This window comes from Gallalistipes aquisgranensis, assembly GCF_014982715.1.
Classification (GTDB): domain Bacteria; phylum Bacteroidota; class Bacteroidia; order Bacteroidales; family Rikenellaceae; genus Gallalistipes; species Gallalistipes aquisgranensis.
This window is the reverse complement of the sequence record NZ_JADCJY010000002.1, coordinates 52,645-71,474: the sequence shown is the minus strand read 5'-3', so window position 1 is coordinate 71,474 and position 18,830 is coordinate 52,645. Positions and strand designations below refer to the sequence as shown.

Sequence of the window (18,830 nt, the reverse complement as noted above, 5' to 3'; positions counted from 1 at the left end):
CTGCCCTTAATAAATCGTTAAATCACCTATTTTCGCATGAACATGTAACTGAGCATCAACGTTCCGCGCATGTGGAACATGGCGTATTCGAGGTACCGGCTGTCCCGGCGGAAGACGTCCTTGAAACCGGCGGAAAACCGTCCGCTGAGATTCACCCGGTTGATGATCCGGCGTTCGTAGCCCACGATGATCCCGGCGTCCCATTTGTCCAGTCCGTTGTCGAAGTTGAGGGTACCCATGTCGCCTTTGTTGACCACGCTCCAGGTCTTGTCGTCCCCAGGTGTCGGAGTGGCCATGCCGGGGCCGGGCGTGGTTTCGAACTTGCCCTTGAACACCCGCGCGTAGTATCCGCCCAGAAACACCTTGTTGGTGCCGTCGCCGAACGAATACCGGACGTAGAGCGGAATTTCCAGCATCGAGAAGGACATGCTGGCGTCGGCCCGGCCGCGGAAATACTGCCACGTGCCGTCGTCGGGATCGCGCATGCCCTGCTGTTCGACCCACGTGCGGGCGTCCAGCGCCACGGTCTTGTAGGTGCTTTCCACCACGGCCGACCAGTGGCGGTCGAACATCGTGGTGTACGAAAGCCCGAGGGCCGGGGTCAGGCGCGGCGTGGCGCTCATCTTGTTCTGTCCGCCGATCGCTTTGCCGGGCGGATAGGGCACTGCACCCCCGATGTCGATGCCGGCGTGTACGCCCACGGCGAATTTCACGGGGTCCTTGCCCGGTTTGAGTGCGAAGGCCGGAATCGTGCAGACGGCCAGTATCAGGCTCAAAATCGTGTTGCGTGTCATCGTTCTACTCCTCCTCTGCATAAATGATCTTTACGTTGTCCACTTTCAGCGTGCTGCCGACGGTGCCCTTGAAACTGTCGCCCTCGTAGCTCGACGAGAAGCAGACGCTCAGGTGCGTATAGGCGGGAACCGTGCCGCCGGGGTAATCGAACGGGATGAAGACGCGCGTCCACGTCCCGTCCGGCACCACGGTGATCGCCGTGCCGTTGCTCCCGGTGCCAGCCTGCGTACCGATCAGCGCGTACCCGCTGGCCACAGCCACGGCGTTGTTGTCCTCGTGCGGGGTCGTCGTGCCGGGTTTGTTGCCGTGGAATTCCACCTTCGCCGAGCCGTCGTAGCGGATCAGATAGAGCTGGACAGACCCGTTGTCGCTGCCGGCGCCGCCGCCCGGGTGGTAGGACAGGTCGGCTTCGACGCCCAGCATCTTGCCCGAGGTTTCCCATGGAACGCCGAAATGGGTCAGTTTCACGGGGTCCTTCAGCCCGAGCGACGCGGCGTTGCCCGTGTCGAACCATCCGGTGAAGACCGATCCCGCGGCGAACGTCTTGATGATCGGGGCGTTCTTGGATTCGAGGTGGGCCGCCTGTCCCGATACGCCCGTGGTCGGGGTCGTCATCGAGGTGAAGGTGTTGTTGGCCGTCGCCCACACCCCGTCGGAGAGGGGAATGTCCAGTCCGTACTGCGAGTCTTTACCCCATTTGTCCAGCGTCCAGTTCTCCAACTGCGGTTCGTAGACCGGTTTGATCTTCCATGTTTTCGTCGTGCCGTTCTGGGCCGTCACGACGAACTCCTTCACGTCGGTGTAGGATGCGAACGACAGGGTGCCCCGCAGCGGCAGGTCTGAGGCGGCTTTTGCCGAGAGGGTCATCGAATAGCCCGTCTCCATCGGGAAAGCGGGTTTGGAACCGAGGTTCAGCCGGATCACGGCCTTGTCGTCGTCCCTGGAGACGCTCTCTATTTCGGACCCCTGGCTGACGCTCGTCACCTTGAAGTCGGTGACATCGGCCTGCGCTTCCTTGGGCGGAGCCTGGAGTTTTACCGTCCAGGTCGCGGAGGTGGTCTTGTCCTGCGCGAGGATCGTCACCGTCTGCGTCGACTGGTCGGTTTCGAACACCAGCGGCTCCGTGCCTCCGTTCTGGGTGGAGATCGAGGCGTAATCCGAATAGGTGTAGGCCGGGAAGATCGAAAGCGGATAGCACCGGTCGTCCTCTATCAGCTTGATCGTGACCGTATGCGTGTCGGGGTCGATCTTCGTGCCCAGTTCGTCGATCTTCGCGTAGTTGGGCATGACCCGTTCGATGCCGAACGCCAGCAGTTCGCATCCGGAGCTGGGAGTGAAACTGTTCGGTTCCCGGATTTTCAGTGACCATGTTTTTTCCGTACCGTCCTCGGCCGTCACCGTGAAGGTCTTTTCCTCTTTCCAGCAGTCGTTCGCTTTCTCTCCGACGCCGAAAATTCCCCCTTCGTAGTTCGATACCCATGTGAATTCGGGCAGCGTGCAGGAGGCTCCCTTGGAGAGGGCGATGTCGATGTTTTTCAGGGTGAGTGTCCAGTCCTTGTCGCAGATGCCGGCGGAAGCGAATTCGGTGGCGATGGCCGTCGCGTTGATGAAGATTTCCGCGCTTCTGGGATATATCTCCACATTCGAACGGTCCAGTTCGATGCTCGGAGCGTAGGTGTAGATATATTTGGGCGGCCATGTCTGCCAGCGCCTGCTGACCTTCACGGAGGCCGCGTCGTAATCGTAGGAGAACGAGAGTACGTCCGCATTCCCTTCGATCCACTCCTCGAGCGATATCTTCCAGTGGCGGGCCACCTGGCTCTCCGTGTCGAGCATGTAGAATTCGCGGGTGTCGTCGTAGCTCTCGAAGACGAGCGTGGTGTCGTTGGCGAAGTCGCGGAAGGCGTATTCCCGTTCCGGATCGGCCGTCAGCAGCTGCACGCCCTCGAAACTGGTGAAGGCGATGCGGACCTTCAGGGGAAAGGCGACGGCCGCCGCACGGCTTTTCGACTCCTGTTCCTTCAGCGTGAGGGTGATCCGTTCGCTGGCGTTGTCCACGAGCGATTCGTAGATCTCGAACCCGTCGGCTTCGGGCAGCGAGGCGCTGAACTCGCGGGGTTCGATGTCGGTGCCTTCCCGCTGCGCTTCGGTGCTCGTGCCGTCCGAACCGCTCACTACCGGAAGGCTGACCATCCGGATGTTCCAGATACGTTCGGCTCCGCTTTTGGACGAGACTTTGATCTTGTGGACGCTTTCCGGGCCGGTGAAGGCGAGCGAAGTCTGCCCGTTGTCGAAGTTGCGGAACGTCGCTTCCGCTCCGATGCCGAATTCGGGCGTCACCTCGATCGGGAAACTCCCGCCCACGGAGTAGATTTTCAGCGTGTCGCCCCGGGTGGAGTAGGTGCCCCGGCCGGAGACGCGCACGCCGGGCGTCGCGCCGAGCACCGAGAAGGTGCGCTGGAGGTAGTTGTCCTCGTCGAGGGGCATCTCCTTCGCCTTGATGTAATAGGTGCGGGTCAGTCCGCTGCGGGCCATGACGTAGAACCGGATCACGTCGTCCATGCTCTCCAGACATTGCTCCTCGCTGAAGTCGATGCCGATCACCTTGTCGATGTCCACGTCGATCTTGAGCCGCGCGTAGAAACGCAGCGGGAATTCGTATTTCCCGTACACGATCGGGATGTAGAAGGTGTCCTGCTGCATCTCGATCTCGCCCAGTTCGATGGTCTGGGGCGAATAGGAGAGTATGTCGAGTCCCGAGACCCGGTTGTCGTCGCTCAGCTCGTCGATGTTGGTGCAGGAGAATACGGCACCCAGCGCGAGCAGCAGAAACAGTGACTGGTAGATTTTTTTCATAAACCGTTCGTTAAGTTAGACGGGAACGCCGAACGTGCGCAGTGCGTCGTTGAGCGTGGTCTTGGTGTCGGTCGAGGCTTTCCTCTGTCCGATAATCAGTGCGCAGGGGACGCCGAACGTCCCTGCGGGAAACTCTTTCGCATAGGTGCCGGGGATCACCACCGACCGGGGCGGTACGTATCCCTTGTAGCGGACGGGCTCCGGTCCGGACACGTCGATGATCCTGGTCGAACCGGTGATGACCACGTTCGCCCCCAGCACGGCCTCGCGGCCTATGTGGGCCCCCTCGACCACGATGCAGCGGGACCCGATGAAGCAGTGGTCCTCCACGATCACGGGAGCTGCCTGAACGGGTTCCAGCACGCCTCCGATCCCTACTCCTCCGCTCAGGTGGACGTAGCTGCCGATCTGGGCGCACGACCCTACCGTGGCCCACGTGTCGACCATCGTTCCCTCGCCCACGCGGGCGCCGATGTTCACGTAGGAGGGCATCATCACCACGCCGGGCGCCAGGTAGGCTCCGTAACGAGCCACGGCGGGAGGGACCACCCGCACGCCGGACTTCTCGTATCCGGTCTTGAGGGCCATTTTGTCGTGGTACTCCATCATGCCCACCTCGGCCACGGTCATGGCCTGGATCGGGAAATAGAGCAGCACCGCTTTCTTGACCCACTCGTTCACCTGCCATCTGCCGCCCTCCGCGGCGGGTTCCGCCGTCCGCACCAGCCCTTTGTCGAGCAGGTCGATCACCTCGCGGATCGTCCGTTTGCTCTCTTCGGCCGCGAGCAGGCTGCGGTCTTCCCATATCCTCTCCACCTCGCTTTGCAAATCCTCGTACATGGTCCTTCCTCCTTGCTTACTTCGTGTCGGAACGGGTTTCGCCCAATTCCCCAAACTGGACAAAAGTATGAATTTTCTCGAAAAAAACGATAAATTCCACTGTTAATTATAAAACATATAAATATTTTCGTAAATTTGTCTCTAATATTGTGCCTCCGTTACCAAACCTGTCATCATTTATGAAAAGAGCGATTTACTTTATTTTGTTGGGAGCCGTAGCCGCAGGCTGCGTGAATTGCAAGAACGATATGAAAATCAAAACGAAACCCTATCCCGTAGCCCGCATGGACTCCACGGTGGACGACTATCACGGCACCCGTGTGGCCGATCCCTACCGCTGGATGGAGAACGACCGTTCGGCCGAGGTGGCCGAGTGGGTCGCCGCCGAGAATGCGGTCACCGACGACTATATCTCGCAAATACCTTACCGGAATCAGATCAAGGAGCGGCTTACCCGGCTCTGGAACTATCCCAAGATGGGGGTGCCCGAGAAGGTGGGCGACTACTATTTCTCGTTCCGCAACGACGGGCTGCAGAACCAGAGCGTGCTGTATTGCCAGAAGGGGCTCGACGGTACGCCCGAGGTGTTCCTCGATCCGAACACCCTGTCGGAGGACGGAACGGTGGCGCTGGTCGGCGTCTCCTTCTCGGAAGACGGCCGTTATCTCTCCTATTCGGCGGCCGCATCGGGTTCCGACTGGGTGAAAATCCGCGTGATGGAGGTCGCCACGAAAAAGCTCCTGCCCGATGAGATCGACTGGGTGAAGTTCTCCGTGGCCAGCTGGGGCGCCGATTCCCGGGGCTTCTATTACAGCCGCTACGACGAGCCCTCCGAGGAGGAGGTGCTCTCCGGACAGAACCGTTTCCAGAAAGTCTACTATCATGTGCTGGGGCAGTCCCAGTCGCAGGACGTGCTGGTGTACGAGGACCCGAAGCATCCCCTGCGCTATTTCAACGCCGAGGAGAGCGGCGACGGGCGCTATCTCTTCGTCTCCGCTTCGGAGGGGACGCACGGAACGGAAATCCTCTATAAGGACCTGAAGCGTCCGGATGCCGGTTTCCGTGTTCTGTTCCCCGGTTTCGGGGCGGACTACACCATCGTGGAGTGCGAGGGCGGCCGTGCGTGGGTCTATACCAACGAAGGGGCGCCCAACTACAAGCTGGTCGAGGTGAATCTGGCCCTGTTCGATCCCCGTAAGAGCGCCCGCGACGTGATTCCGGAAGACTCCGCCATGCTCGAGAGCGTCAGCTCGGTGGGGGGGTATCTGATGGCCTCCTATCTGGAAAAGGCGATGAACAAGGTGTACCAGTACACCCCCGAAGGCAGGCTGGTGCGCGAGGTGGATTTGCCCGGTATCGGTGCCGCGTGGGGTTTCTCGGGTAAGAAGGGATTCGCGGAGACTTTCTATGCGATGGGGACCTTCACGGCTCCCGCCTCCATCTACCGGTACGATCTGGCCAGCGGCGAATCGACCCTCTTCCTGCGCCCCGAACTGCCGTTCGATCCCGATCTCTACACCACCGAACAGGTGTTCTATCCCAGCAAGGACGGTACGCAGGTCTCCATGTTCCTCGTCCATCGCAAGGACTTGGTGCGCAACGGGCAGAATCCCGTCTATCTTTACGGCTACGGCGGTTTCAATATCGGCCTGACGCCCGGGTTCAGTCCGGCTTACGTGTTGATGATGGAGCAGGGAGGAATCGTGGCCATTCCCAACCTGCGGGGAGGCAACGAATACGGGGAGAAGTGGCACCGGGCCGGTATGCTCGAAAACAAGCAGAACGTGTTCGACGATTTCATCGCGGCGGCCGAGTATCTCGTGGCCAACGGCTACACCTCGCCCGAAAAGCTGGCTATCGCCGGAGGTTCGAACGGCGGCCTGCTGGTGGGTGCCTGCATGACCCAGCGGCCCGACCTCTTTGCCGTGGCGCTTCCGGCCGTGGGCGTGATGGACATGCTGCGTTTCCACAAGTTCACCGTAGGCTGGGGCTGGGTGGTGGAGTACGGCAGCAGCGACGATCCCGAACAGTTCCGGTACATTTACAAATACTCCCCGCTGCATAACATCAAACCGGGAACCTGCTATCCCGCCACGCTCGTCACCACGGCCGACCACGACGACCGGGTGGTGCCCGCCCATTCGTTCAAGTTCGCCGCTACGCTGCAGGCCGCCCAGGCCTGTGACAAGCCGGTGCTGATCCGCATCGACAGCAAGGCCGGGCACGGTGCGGGCAAGCCGATCGCCAAGAAGATCGAAGAGCAGGCCGATACCTATTCGTTCCTGTTCTGGAATACGGGTACGCCGGTGAAGTTCGGAAAATAGAAAACGGTTGCCTCCTGGTACGGAAAGCCGGGAGGCATTTTTCAGAAAATCCATGAAAGTATATAAGTTCGGAGGAGCGTCGGTCCGGTCGGCCGACGGGGTGAGGAATCTGTGCGACATCGTCCGGGAGGAGACGGAGCCGCTTTTCGTCGTGGTTTCGGCCATGGGCAAGACCACCAATGCGCTGGAGGAGGTGCTCGAACGCTTTATGGCGGGCGACCGCGACGGAGCGCTGGACGGATTCGCGCAGGTCGAACGGAACCATGAGGAGATACTCGCCGGCCTCTTTCCGGAGGGAGTGCCCGCCGCGGTCGCCGGTGCGGTGGAGGCGCTGTATGCCGAAGCCCGGGGAGTGCTGCTCTCCGGCGGGGCCCGGGAAGCCGATTACGACCGCTGGTACGACCGTATCGTCAGTTTCGGGGAGCTGATCTCCACGACGATCGTTTCGGCCTATCTCGAACGGGCCGGCGTCCCTAATCGCTGGATCGACATGCGCCGCTGTTTCGTGACCAGCACGCGGCACAGGGACGCGAATATCAATCTCCCGCTTTCGGCCCCCCTGCTGAAACGGGCGGTCGCGGGCGCTCCCGTGCGCGTGTTCGTGGGACAGGGGTTCATAGGTTCCACTGCGGCGGGCGACCCCACCACGCTGGGCCGCGAAGGGTCGGACTATTCGGCGGCCGTGGCGGCCAATATCCTCGACGCGGAGAGCCTCTCGATCTGGAAGGACGTGGAGGGCATCCTCAATGCCGATCCCAAGTTGTTCGCCGATACGGTCTACATCCCGGAACTCACCTACCTCGATGCCATCGAACTGGCGTACAGCGGGGCACAGATCATCCACCCCAAGACGATCAAGCCGCTCCAGAACAAGAACATTCCGCTCTACGTGCGTCCCTTTTCCGACAGGGGGAAACCGGGCAGCGTGATCCGGGGCGAGATGACCGGGCGCATCGAGGCGCCGATCCTGATCCTCAAGCCCAACCAGGTGTTGCTTTCGATCCGGCCGAAAGACTTTTCGTTCGTGATCGAAGACCGCATGGTCTATATTTTCTCTCTGCTCGAACAATATCGTATCCGGACCAACCTGATCCAGAGTTCGGCCGTGAACCTGAGCGTCTGCGTGGATGCTTCCCGCCATCTGAAGGAGGTGGCGGAGCGGCTCCGGCAGGAGTTCCGGGTGGTCTACAATTCCGACATGGAGCTGCTCACGATCCGGGGATACACGCCTCCGCTCTATGAAAAGTATGCGGAGAGCAGTAATGCCTACCTGATCCAAAAGACCCGCAAGATGGTGCGGATCGTTCGCCGCACGTTCCCGTGGCGTCCGCAGACCAATATTTACTGACGATAATCCTTAAAACGAACTGAAATGATGAAGAAACTGATGCTCGCCGTGCTTTTCTGCGCGGCGGCTACGGGCCTCGGGGCCAAAGTGAAACTGCCCGCCCTGATGGGCGACGGCATGGTGCTCCAGCAGAGAAGCGATGCGAACCTCTGGGGCTGGGCCGATCCCGGCAGAAAGGTGACCGTCACCACCTCGTGGGACGGGGCGAGCTACACGGCTACGGCGGCCGGAGACGGCGGATGGCTGGTGAAGGTGAAGACCCCCGCATGGGGCGGTCCCTACACGATCGACATCCGGGAGGGGGAGACCGTCACGCTCAGGAATGTGATGATCGGCGAAGTGTGGGTCTGCTCCGGGCAGTCCAACATGCAGTACCGGGTGCGCGGTTCGATCAACCAGCACATGGAGAATACCGCCGAGACGGTCCTCTCCTCCGGAAGGTATCCCCAGATACGCAGTTTCTGGGTGAAATCGGGCAGGGCTCTGGAGCCCAGGCAGGATTGTACGGGCGAATGGGAGGTCTCTTCGCCGGGGTGCGTGGGGATGTTCAGTGCCGTGGCCTATTTCTTCGCCCGTCACCTGACCGATGCACTGGGCGGCGTTCCGGTGGGGATCATCACCGCCAGTTACGGAGGTTCCCGTATCGAGTGCTGGATGGACAAGCCCACGCTCGACAAACTGCCCCCTTTCAAGCGCGACTCCATCCGTCTCGACAATCCCCGTCCGCAGGACGTACCCACGCTGTTCTATTACGGCATGATCGCACCGCTGACCAACTACACCGCCCGCGGATTCCTCTGGTACCAGGGCGAGTCGAGCCGTGCGCACTACAAGCTCTATCCGCAGATGCAGGCGGCCATGGTGGAGCTCTGGCGCGAGAAGTGGGGAAATCCCGACATGCCGTTCTACTATGTGCAGATCGCACCCTACGGGTATAAGGAGGGAACTCCGGCCGCCCTGTTCGTCGAAGCGCAGGTGAAGGCCCAGTCGCTGATCCCGAACTCGGGAATCGTCGGCACCACCGACCTGGGTGAGGAGAAGTGTATCCATCCCGGCCGCAAGGAGCCCGTGGGGCAGCGTCTGGCGCTGCTCGCCCTTTCGAAAACCTACGGGATGAGCGATATTCCCCCGACCGGCCCGATCTACAAATCGGTGTCGTTCGAAAAAGGGAAGGCGATCGTCTCTTTCGACGGCAGTGCCACGCAGGGCGTAGGCAAGATGCTGATGCCGCTGGAAGGGTTCGAAATTGCCGGTGCCGACAGAAAGTTCTATCCGGCCGAGGCCTGCGTGGTAAACCGGAAACAGATGGTGCAGGTATGGTCGGACAAGGTGCCCGAGCCGGTGGCCGTGCGCTATGCTTTCCGGGCTTTCACACCGGGGGCGAACCTCAGCAACCACTACGGGCAGCCCGTCTTCCCGTTCCGTACGGACGACTGGGACGACATCCGGTAGGGCCGCGTTTTATCCGGGGGGCGACTGTCCGTCGGCTCTCCGCGTATGGAATCCGCCCCGGTACAGCGAGACTGTGCCGGGGCGGATGCGTTGGAGAGGAGAGGGCGGACGATTGCTTTTTCGGACGACTTCTCTGTCCGGCGCCTTCCCGTTCGGGCGGGGAACGGCGGGGGCGGTGCGGTTTTTGTTCTTGCCGGCGGGGGACCGGCGCACTCCCGGATTGGGAAAAAGTGGCGGAATGCGATTTCATGTTTATAAAAGATGACGTGTGTTCAATATTTAATATCGTGTTGCGATTTCGAACGGCAAAATCCGGGGATGAGAAAAATTTTTCGGATAAAATGAGAACGGTATCAATATATTATTATATTTGTTAGCAGAATAACAGTGACCGGGGGTTCCGGTTTCACGCTAAAACGGTGGAGTATATGGCACGTAAACTTTTGATCAGGGATTTGACGCTCAGGGACGGGCAGCAATCCTCCTTTGCGACGCGCATGACGCAGCAGCAGGTCGACCGGGTGCTTCCTTTCTACAAGGATGCCGGATTTTATGCGATGGAGGTGTGGGGCGGAGCCGTGCCCGACTCCGTGATGCGCTATCTGGGTGAGAATCCGTGGGACCGTCTGGAGAAGATCAAGGCGGCCGTGGGCGACGTCTCGAAACTGACGGCCCTTTCGCGCGGGCGGAACCTGTTCGGGTACAGTCCGTACAGCGACGAGATCATCGAGGGGTTCTGCCGCAATTCGATCGCCTCGGGGCTGGGCATCATGCGCATATTCGATGCGCTGAACGACGTGGACAACGTGAAATCCACGGTCAAGTTCATCAAGAAATACGGCGGGATCGCCGATTGTGCCGTCTGCTATACGGTCGATCCGCACTTTACGGCCGGGGAGCGTTTCAAGGCGATGCTTCGGGGCAGGAAACTGCCGGGGCCCGTCTTTACCGACGCCTATTTCCTCGACAAGGCCCGGCAGATGGCCGCGCTGGGTGCCGATATGATTACGATCAAGGACATGAGCGGACTGATTCCCCCGAAACGGGTGGCCGGTCTGGTGAAGCTGTTCAAGAGCAACCTGAGTGTCCCGGTCGATTTCCATACCCATTGCACGCCGGGTTACGGACTGGCTTCGGTGGTGTCGGCCATCGCCAGCGGGGCGGATGTTGTGGACACCAATATCTGGTATTTCGCCGAAGGGCCCGCCGCTCCGGCCATCGAACTGATCTACCTGTTCTGTAAGAAGATGGACGTGGAACTCGACATCGACATGGAGGCCGTGGCCAAGATCAACGCCGAACTGTACGAGATCCGCAAGGAATTGGCCGCTTACGATACGGTGAAACAGTTCCCCAATCCGTTCAATCCGCTGAAGGACGAGTTGCCGGACGACGTGGACAGGCAGTTCGACACGGCGGTCGATGCGGTGAACCGGGGCGACGAAGCCGCTCTGCTGGAGGCCTGCCATGCCATCGAACGCTATTTCGGTTTCCCGAAGCCGAACCTGCTGGTGCAGAAGGCGGAGATACCGGGCGGCATGTACACCAACATGGTGGCCCAGCTCAAGCAGCTCAAGGCCGAGGATATTCTGGAGAAGGCGATGGAGCTCATCCCGAGGGTACGGCTCGATGCCGGCCTGCCGCCGCTGGTGACCCCCACCAGCCAGATCGTGGGGGCACAGGCCGTGAACTGCGCGCTCGATCTGAAGAACGGCAAACCGATGTATTCGAACGTGTCGAACCAGTTCGTGAATCTGGTCAAGGGCGAATACGGCCATACGCCGGTGCCGGTCGATCCGAAATTCCGGCTGAAGATCGCGGGTGTGGAGCGGGAGACTCCCTACGACATGTCGCAGTACAGGATGCAGCCCAATCCCGAGCTGCCCGAGTGCGGCGGGGTGAAGCTGGCCGCCGACGAGAAGGAGGTGCTGTTGCTGGAACTCTTCCCGCTGGTGGCTTCGAAGTTCCTGCGCGAGGGTAAGGAGGCCCGCTGCAAGGCGGCGGCCGGCAAGGAAAAGGTCGTGGAGGCTCCGGTTCCGGAGAGGGAGAAGCCGGCGACGGTGCCCATTACGGGCGATGTGATCGCCGCGCCGATGCCGGGAAAGGTGCTGAAAGTACTGGTGAAACCGGGCGATCCGGTGAAACGGGGGCAGGAGGTGCTGCTGCTCGAGGCGATGAAGATGGAGAACAGCATCCAGTCGGCTTACGAGGGAGTGGTGAAACAGATTCTTGTCGGCGAAGGCGATAATGTGGCTGTGGATGCCCCGCTGATCGAGATCGGAAAGTAGGCTGTCTTGTTTTGGGCAAAAAAGAGCGAACCGAGGTTCGCTCTTTTTTTATTCGGGGGTGTGCTATTGCAGGTAATTCAGGTTCAGTCGGTCGAACTCTCCGATCAGTCGGTCGGAGAGTTCGGGAGGAAGGGCCACTACAAAGACCGAAAGGGGCAGCATCACCGGCGACTGTACGGAGATCGTTTCGTTTTCGATGCCATTCGGCGCTGCCGCCGTTTCGTTGTGCCGTTGCAGCTCCTGCACGTATGTATCGTATGCGGCAGCGCTTATTCCGGCCTGCAATGCTTCTTCGCGGCTGATCCCCGGTTCGTAAAGCCCGTTTTCCTTGTTTTCACGGCAAAGTCCGGTGAGTACATTCCGTTCCGCATCCTGGTTTGCCATCTCGGATACGATTTCCCTGAGTTCGGTCGGGATCAGAGGAATATAACGGTTCAGCAGGAGCAGGACTTCGTTCATATACTGCGAATAGACGGGGGCTACGCCCGCTGTTGCCAACGCCTCTGCCGATTGATCGAGCGCTAATGTGTCGCCCCGGACGACCGGTTTGAGCAGCTTGCAGAGGCGTACGCGCTCTTCGATCTGGTCCGGATCGAGTTGTTCCCCTTCGTTGACGGTCAGGATTACTGCGGGGTTCATCTTCTCCGGGACGGACTGCGGGGAGCGGTGGCAGGAGGCGAGCAGCAGCACGGCTCCTGTGATGGCAAAGGGGATAAAGAGTTTCATAGGCGTGTGGTTTAGAAAAGCGCTATTGTAAATGTAATTGATTTATAGCGGAATTCAAAATATTTGCGGAGAAATGTCGCGTATTGAGACAGGTGCGGTCCGAAACCGGATCGCGCCTTTGGGAGATTGAAAGTCAAAACGGAGAGTATCGGGCTCCCACGCTCCGTGTCGTGTTGCGGGGCGATTCTTTTACGGGCAGGAAGGCCGTTGTCGTCGGCACAGGGCTTCCCCGTATATACAGTGCGGGGAAGCCCGGCCGCCGGATATGCCTGGAGGATTCAACGGATAGGGTGGAAGCATGGAAGCGGGGTGTATAAAAATAGGGAAGCGCCATGCATGGGCGCTTCCCTATTTTGGTATGTCCGGTATCGGAATTATTTCCTCTTGCCGCGGCTTTTTTTGCCTTTGCCGCCTTTCTCCGTTCTGCGGCTGCCCTTTCCGGGTTTTCCACCGGAACGGCCGCGCGTGGAATAGACCTCCGCCGGGTTTTGGTTCGCCTGGGGATCGGCGGTTCCCAGCGGCGTTGCCTCGTGGGTGTCGAAGTCGTAGGAGGCGACCAGTTCGAAGTCGAGCTGTTTGCGTGCCAGGTCGGCGCGCAGGACGCGGATCTGCACTTCGTCGCCGAGAGTGAAGGTGCGGCCCGTGCGGTTGCCCGTCACGCAGTAGGAGTTTTCGTCGAAGGTGTAGAAGTCGTCGTTCATCTCCCGCAGGGCCACCATGCCCTCGATGTGGGTGTCGTTCAGTTCGACGTAGATACCCCAGTCGGTGATGCCCGAGATGTGACCGTCGAACGTCTGGCCCAGTTTGTCGAGCATGAACTCCACCATCTTGTATTTGACGGATGCGCGTTCCGCCTCGGCCGCGCGGACCTCCATGTCGGAGGAGTGTTCGCACAGGCGTTCGTAATACTCCTTGTCGGCCGAAGCGCCTCCGGCCAGATAGCGGGCCAGCAGGCGGTGGACCATCATGTCGGGATAGCGGCGGATGGGCGAGGTGAAGTGCGTGTAGTAGTCGAACGCCAGGCCGTAGTGGCCGATGTTGTCGGTGGTATAGGTGGCTTTGGCCATGGTGCGCACGGCCAGCGTGGAGATGACGTTCTCCTCGCTTTTGCCTTTGATCTGGTCCATCAGACGGTTCATCTCCCTGGCGATGGCCTTGCCCTCCTGCGCCTGGAATTTGTATCCGAAACGGGTGATGAAGCTGCTGAAGCGGGCCAGCTTGTCGCTGTTGGGCTTGTCGTGCACCCGGTAGACGAACGTGCGTTCGGCGTTGGCGCCGGGGCCCCGTTTCTTGCCGATGAATTCGGCCACCTTGCGGTTGGCCAGCAGCATGAACTCCTCGATCAGCTGATTCGACTCCTTCTGCTCCTTGAAGTAGACTCCCAGCGGTTTGCCGTTTTCGTCCAATTCGAATTTGGCCTCCTCGCGTTCGAAGCTGATCGAACCGTGGCGGAAGCGTTCGGCCCGCAGTTTCCGGGCCAGGGCGTTGAGGGCCAGCACCTCGTCCCGCAGCGGGTCGGTCTGGTTCTTCCCCTCGATGATCTCCTGCGCTTCGGCGTAGGTGAACCGGCGGTCGGAGAGGATGACCGTGCGGCCGAACCACTGTCGGGAGACCTGCGCCTCGCCGTCCAGTTCGAAGACCGCCGAGAAGCAGAGTTTCTCCTCGTTCGGACGCAGGGAGCAGAGTCCGTTCGAGAGGTGTTCGGGCAGCATGGGTACCGTGCGGTCGACCAGGTAGACCGACGTGGCCCGGTTTTCGCCCTCGGTGTCCACCACGGAACCCTCCGTGACGTAGTGGGTGACGTCGGCGATGTGGACGCCCACCTCCCATTTCCCTTCGCCCAGCGGGCGGATCGAAAGGGCGTCGTCGAAGTCCTTGGCATCGGCCGGGTCGATGGTGAACGTGGTGACGCTGCGGAAATCGCGCCGCTCCTTGTAGTCCTGTTCGGTGATGCGGTCGGGGATCGCCTCGGCCGCCTTCTCCACCTCTTCGTCGAATTTGTAGGGGAGGTCGAATTCGGCCAGGATGGCGTGCATTTCGGCGTTGTTGTCGCCGCTCTGCCCGAATACGTCGAGGATTTCGCCCCGGGGGCTCTTCATCGTTTCGGGCCATTCGGTGATGTGCACCAGCACCTTCTGTCCGTTCTTGTAGGGATGTCCCTCTTTCAGCGGGACGAAAATGTCTACGGGGACCTTGCGCGAGTCGACCTTCACGAAGGCGAAGCCCGGCGAGAGTTCCACCACGCCCACATAGTTGCGGTCGGTGCGCTGGAGAACCTCGAGGATCTCCCCTTCGGGGACGCCGCCCTTGCCCGTGCGGGTGATGATGAGTTTCACGCGGTCGCCGTGGAGGGCGTGGGCCGCGTGGCGCGAGGTGATGAATACGTCGTGGTCGAGCCCCTCCACGGTCACATACATCGAGCCCGAGGCGAGCATGTCGACCACACCTTCGTAGGTTTCCCGGTTGAGATTGGCCCGGAGGCGGTACTTGCCGTCCATCACCTCCTCCACCATGCCCTGGTGGATCAGCGTGTCGACCACCTCGCGGGCGAACTGCCGCCCTTCGCGGTCGCTGCTGCCGATGGCGGCGGCCAGATTCTTGATCGTGTATTTTTTTGAGGGGAACGAGCGGAACAGGTCGGCGATGACCCCCGCCCGTTCGGCGCCGGTTCCGATCTTCCGTCCCAGTTTCGTCTGTTTTTTGGATACTTTCTTCGTCATATATTTCTATTAATTCTCTGCAAAGCTACGCAATTAAACGGGAATAACCGTTCATTTACCGTTAAATCTGTGCGGGGGTGGTTCCGGCCGGCCCCTTGATCCGGGAGGAGGGGCACTCCGTGCGGATGTCCGTGCAGCCCGTTCCGCGCAGGTCGAACAGGTAAGGGCAGGGCGATTCGGTGTCGATCGGACCGAAAAGGGCTCCCTTCGTCTCCTGGAGCCGGATGAGGGCTTCGCCTTCGGAGCGGTCGTCCGCCTTCAGCCCCTCCATCCGGAAGTCGCGCACGTCGTCGCAGATCAGGACGGGCCGCCTGTCGGTTCCCTCCAGCGAAATCCGTATGCCGTCGAACCCGATTCCCCGGGCATGGCGGACGTAGAGGGCCGAGGCGGGCAGCTCCTTCCACATGTGGGCGTCGGGGTAGGATTCGATCCGCTCGTCGACGCTCTTTTCGGCCAGGGCCTCGTCGCCCCCGCCGGCCGTCGTGATCCGGATGTCGGAGAGGGTTACCTCCTCCACGGCATAGCCCGGGATGGCCGTAATGGACGAGGCGTACCAGGCGGAACCGGCGCTGACGCGGGAGATGGTGACGTTCCGGATCGAACCGGGCACTTTGGGCCGTCCCTTCCGGTCGCCCGCGCCCCGGTTGGCCAGCCGCACGAAGATCGGGGCGCGTACCTCTTCCATCTCGATGTTGTCGAAACGGACGTCCCGGATGTGCGACCCGTCCACGCTTTCGACCGAAATACCCGAAATGGCCCGTGCGGGCAGGCCGGCTTCGAGCCGTATGCGGGCCAGCGAGTCATCGGGTCCGACGGCGCGCACCGTACAGTCGCGGAAGGTGATGTTCCGGAATTCGCCGAGGGTTTCCGTTCCGATTTTCAGTGCGTTGCAGGTCGTGGTGAGGACGCAGCCGGTAACGGTGACGTTTTCGCAGATGCGGTCGTAGTATTTCGAGTGGCGGTGCTTCAGGACGATGGCGTCGTCGCCGGTGTAGATGTCGCACTCCGAGACATGCACGTCGCTGGACGCCTGGATGTCGATCCCGTCGGTGTTGGGCCCGTGGAGCGGGTTGCGGACGGTGACTCTCCGGACCGTGGCCCCGGTGCAGCCCAGCAGGTGCAGCGTCCAGCTCTCGGAGTTCTGCAGGCGGACATTCTCGACGCGGACGTTGCGGCAGTCTTCGAGGTAGACCATGCAGCCGGGACGCTCCGGCAGGTGGTCGTAGTGGCCCGTGGGCTTGCGGTACCAGAAATGGGAGCCCTGCCCGTCGATTGTGCCGGGACCGGTGATGCCGATGTCGTCGGCCTGTTTGGCCCGGATCAGGTTGGACGGGGTGTAGTCTTCCATCTTCGTGCTGCCGAGCAGAATGGCTCCTTCCGCCAGGTGGAGCGTGACGCCGCTTTTCAGTTGGAGCGTTCCGGAGAGGAAACGTCCGCGCGGTATGCAGACCGTTCCGCCGCCTTCGGCCGAACAGCGGTCGATCGCACGCTGGATCGCGCCGGTCGAGAGCGTCGTGCCGTCGCCGGAGGCTCCGAAATCGGTGATGTCGTACTCCTTGGTCCCGGGAGCCGGGGACGTTCCGCCGTCTTCGGCCTGCGAACCGCAGGCGGCAAAGAGCAGCAGGGTGAACAGCAGTTTTTTCATGGCAGGGTAGTTTTGAATCTCTAAGGTAGGGAAAAAATAAAAATCTCCGCCTGTCTGTGCGGAGATTTTTATCGGAAAAGCTCGGACGGCGGTTCTTCCCGCCGGAGCGGGGAACAGCCCTCTATCCGGCCGCTCCGTCCATCAGCCTCCGGAGTTCGCGGATGCGGTCCCGCAGGTCGGGGCTTTCCATCAGGTAACGCACGCAGCAGAGGTTGCGGGCTCCGGCGGCGGTGACGGTGTGCAGGTTGCCGGCGTCGATTCCCCCGATCGCCACCACGGGCACCGGGGAGAGGGCTACCGCTTCGCGGAGCAGCTGTGTGCCGACCGTGGGATCGGGTATCGCTTTGGTCGGCGTGGGGTAGACGGGGCCGAACCCGATGTAGTCGGGGCTTTGGGCGATCGCTTCGCGGGCCTGGGCGAGGGAGTGGGTGGAGAGGCCGATGATGCGGCCGGGACCGACGATGCGCCGTGCCTCTTCCAGGGTCAGGTCGGTCTGTCCCAGATGTACTCCGTCCGCCCCGCCCAGCAGGGCGATGTCGGCCCGGTCGTCCACGATCAGTTTCGTGCCGCTGCCCCGGGTGACCGCGGCCAGCCGCCGGCAGACGGCGAGCATCTCCCGGTCGGGAAGATGCTTTTCGCGCAGCTGGAGCATCCGGACGCCCTCCTCCGCGCAGATCTCGGCGATCCGTTCGTAGGGGAGGACGGGACGGGTGATGATGACGTAGAGTCCGAAATCTTTCACGGCCGACATTATTTGCGGCGGTCGAGGTCGGCGGCGATCATTTCGGCCGCTTTCTTGCCCGAGAGGAGCATGCCGCCGAAGATGGGACCCATGCGGAAGCTGCCGCTCACGCCGTTGGCCGCCATGCCCGAAACGTAGAGGCCGGGATAGACCTGCTTGGTGTTCTCCACGGTGGTCTTTTCGCCCAGTTCGATCGAAAGCGAGCGCTCGCCCATCACTTCGCCCGAGGGGGTGTCGAGGCGGATGCCGTTCTTGCGGGCCACCAGCCGGCACACCTCGCAGTCGTGGCCCGTGCCTTCGAGCACGGCTCCGGCCATGATGACCAGCGGATCGACGTGCAGTCCTTCGCGGTGTACGGGGGCCCAGTTCACCACCAGTCCGCGCACGGCGTTGTCCTGGAAAACGACGTCCTCCACCGAAAAACAATTGAAGACGGTGGCGCCGGCCTGCGTGGCCTTGTAGATCAGGGCCGAGGTGGAGTGGACGGAGTCGACCGTGCAGTAGCCTTCGCCGTAGGGTTCGTGGCGGATGCCCAGCTCGTCGAGGATGAAGACGGCCTCCTGCTGCACCATGATCTGGTTGAACATCATGGCGCCGCCCCACATGCCGCCGCCGGGGGCCAGTTTGCGTTCGAAGAGGGCCACCTTGCGCCCCATTTTGGCCAGGTAGTAGGCGGCCACCAGTCCCGAGGGACCGCCGCCCACGATGGCGGCGTCGAGGCTGAGGTTCGATTTGAGTTTGCTGAAATAGGAATCTATGATTCCCGCGGATACGACTCTTTCCATGTCGGTTTAACGTTTTGGTTGATGGTAAACGGTAAATCACACGGGGCGCGGCTGTGCGCGGGTCTTCCGGGAAAAGACTCTCTTTCTTCCTACGGCGGCATTACCCGCATCAGGTTCAATGGGTATGATCTCAGACTGCCCGGAGGCGGCCACCCCTGTGTGTCGGGCCAAAAGTAACGATTATTCGCGGAATAATCAACGCTTCGGTTGCGATTCCGGTAAATTGTCGTATCTTTGTCGGGCAAAGTCTTCTGCGGCGCCGTGAATCAGGCCCCTTCTCCCGCACTTTCCTTGCAGTTGAGTCGAATT

General features: G+C 61.0%; 12 protein-coding genes and 1 riboswitch. Of the genes, 4 read left to right on the top strand and 8 right to left on the bottom strand.

The features are described 5' to 3' along the window. Window positions 1–26 precede the first annotated feature (26 nt). Genes INF32_RS09625 through INF32_RS09615 form a run of 3 tightly spaced genes read right to left on the bottom strand, consistent with a single transcriptional unit; the run spans window position 27 to window position 4,491 of the window. Window positions 27–794: an outer membrane beta-barrel protein gene (locus INF32_RS09625; protein WP_226388190.1), complete on the bottom strand. Its 768-nt coding sequence runs from the start codon at window positions 792–794 to the stop codon at window positions 27–29. 4 nt (window positions 795–798) lie between these two features. Beyond that, complete coding sequence (locus INF32_RS09620) at window positions 799–3,651, bottom strand: PCMD domain-containing protein (RefSeq protein WP_226388189.1); 2,853 nt, start codon at window positions 3,649–3,651, stop codon at window positions 799–801. A 15-nt stretch (window positions 3,652–3,666) separates the two neighbouring features. Continuing rightward, entirely contained in the window at window positions 3,667–4,491 is an 825-nt protein-coding gene (locus tag INF32_RS09615) for a 2,3,4,5-tetrahydropyridine-2,6-dicarboxylate N-succinyltransferase (RefSeq protein WP_226388188.1), read from the bottom strand. A 179-nt stretch (window positions 4,492–4,670) separates the two neighbouring features. Here INF32_RS09615 and INF32_RS09610 point away from each other — a divergent pair, with 179 nt between their 5' ends. The 4 genes from INF32_RS09610 (at window position 4,671) to INF32_RS09595 (ending at window position 11,903) form a co-directional block, all read left to right on the top strand. Next, window positions 4,671–6,815 carry a prolyl oligopeptidase family serine peptidase gene (locus INF32_RS09610; protein WP_226388187.1) on the top strand — a complete coding sequence of 715 codons (2,145 nt, stop codon included), beginning with the start codon at window positions 4,671–4,673 and terminating at the stop codon, window positions 6,813–6,815. Window positions 6,816–6,867: 52 nt separating this feature from the next. Further along, on the top strand, window positions 6,868–8,163 hold the full coding sequence (locus INF32_RS09605; RefSeq protein WP_226388186.1) for an aspartate kinase: 1,296 nt from the start codon (window positions 6,868–6,870) through the stop codon (window positions 8,161–8,163). A gap of 24 nt (window positions 8,164–8,187) precedes the next feature. After that, entirely contained in the window at window positions 8,188–9,615 is a 1,428-nt protein-coding gene (locus INF32_RS09600) for a sialate O-acetylesterase (protein ID WP_226388185.1), read from the top strand. Window positions 9,616–10,043: 428 nt separating this feature from the next. Further along, entirely contained in the window at window positions 10,044–11,903 is a 1,860-nt protein-coding gene (locus INF32_RS09595; RefSeq protein ID WP_226388184.1) for a biotin/lipoyl-containing protein, read from the top strand. Window positions 11,904–11,966: 63 nt separating this feature from the next. Here INF32_RS09595 and INF32_RS09590 read toward each other — a convergent pair whose 3' ends face one another. From INF32_RS09590 to INF32_RS09570, 5 genes are all read right to left on the bottom strand, one after another. Next, window positions 11,967–12,629, bottom strand: coding sequence for a hypothetical protein (locus INF32_RS09590; protein WP_226388183.1), 663 nt, complete (start codon window positions 12,627–12,629; stop codon window positions 11,967–11,969). Window positions 12,630–13,003: 374 nt separating this feature from the next. Further along, on the bottom strand, window positions 13,004–15,349 hold the full coding sequence (gene rnr / locus INF32_RS09585; RefSeq protein ID WP_226388182.1) for a ribonuclease R: 2,346 nt from the start codon (window positions 15,347–15,349) through the stop codon (window positions 13,004–13,006). Window positions 15,350–15,410: 61 nt separating this feature from the next. Beyond that, window positions 15,411–16,994: a glycoside hydrolase family 28 protein gene (locus INF32_RS09580; protein WP_226388181.1), complete on the bottom strand. Its 1,584-nt coding sequence runs from the start codon at window positions 16,992–16,994 to the stop codon at window positions 15,411–15,413. Between the two features lie 121 nt (window positions 16,995–17,115). Continuing rightward, the gene (gene thiE / locus INF32_RS09575) at window positions 17,116–17,736 is read right to left on the bottom strand and encodes a thiamine phosphate synthase (protein WP_226388180.1); all 621 of its coding nucleotides are present in this window, start codon (window positions 17,734–17,736) and stop codon (window positions 17,116–17,118) included. A gap of 8 nt (window positions 17,737–17,744) precedes the next feature. Continuing rightward, a complete protein-coding gene (locus INF32_RS09570; RefSeq protein WP_226388179.1) occupies window positions 17,745–18,521 on the bottom strand; it encodes a sulfide-dependent adenosine diphosphate thiazole synthase in 777 nt (258 codons plus the stop codon). A 69-nt stretch (window positions 18,522–18,590) separates the two neighbouring features. Then, window positions 18,591–18,688: riboswitch (TPP riboswitch) on the bottom strand. Window positions 18,689–18,830: the final 142 nt, after the last annotated feature.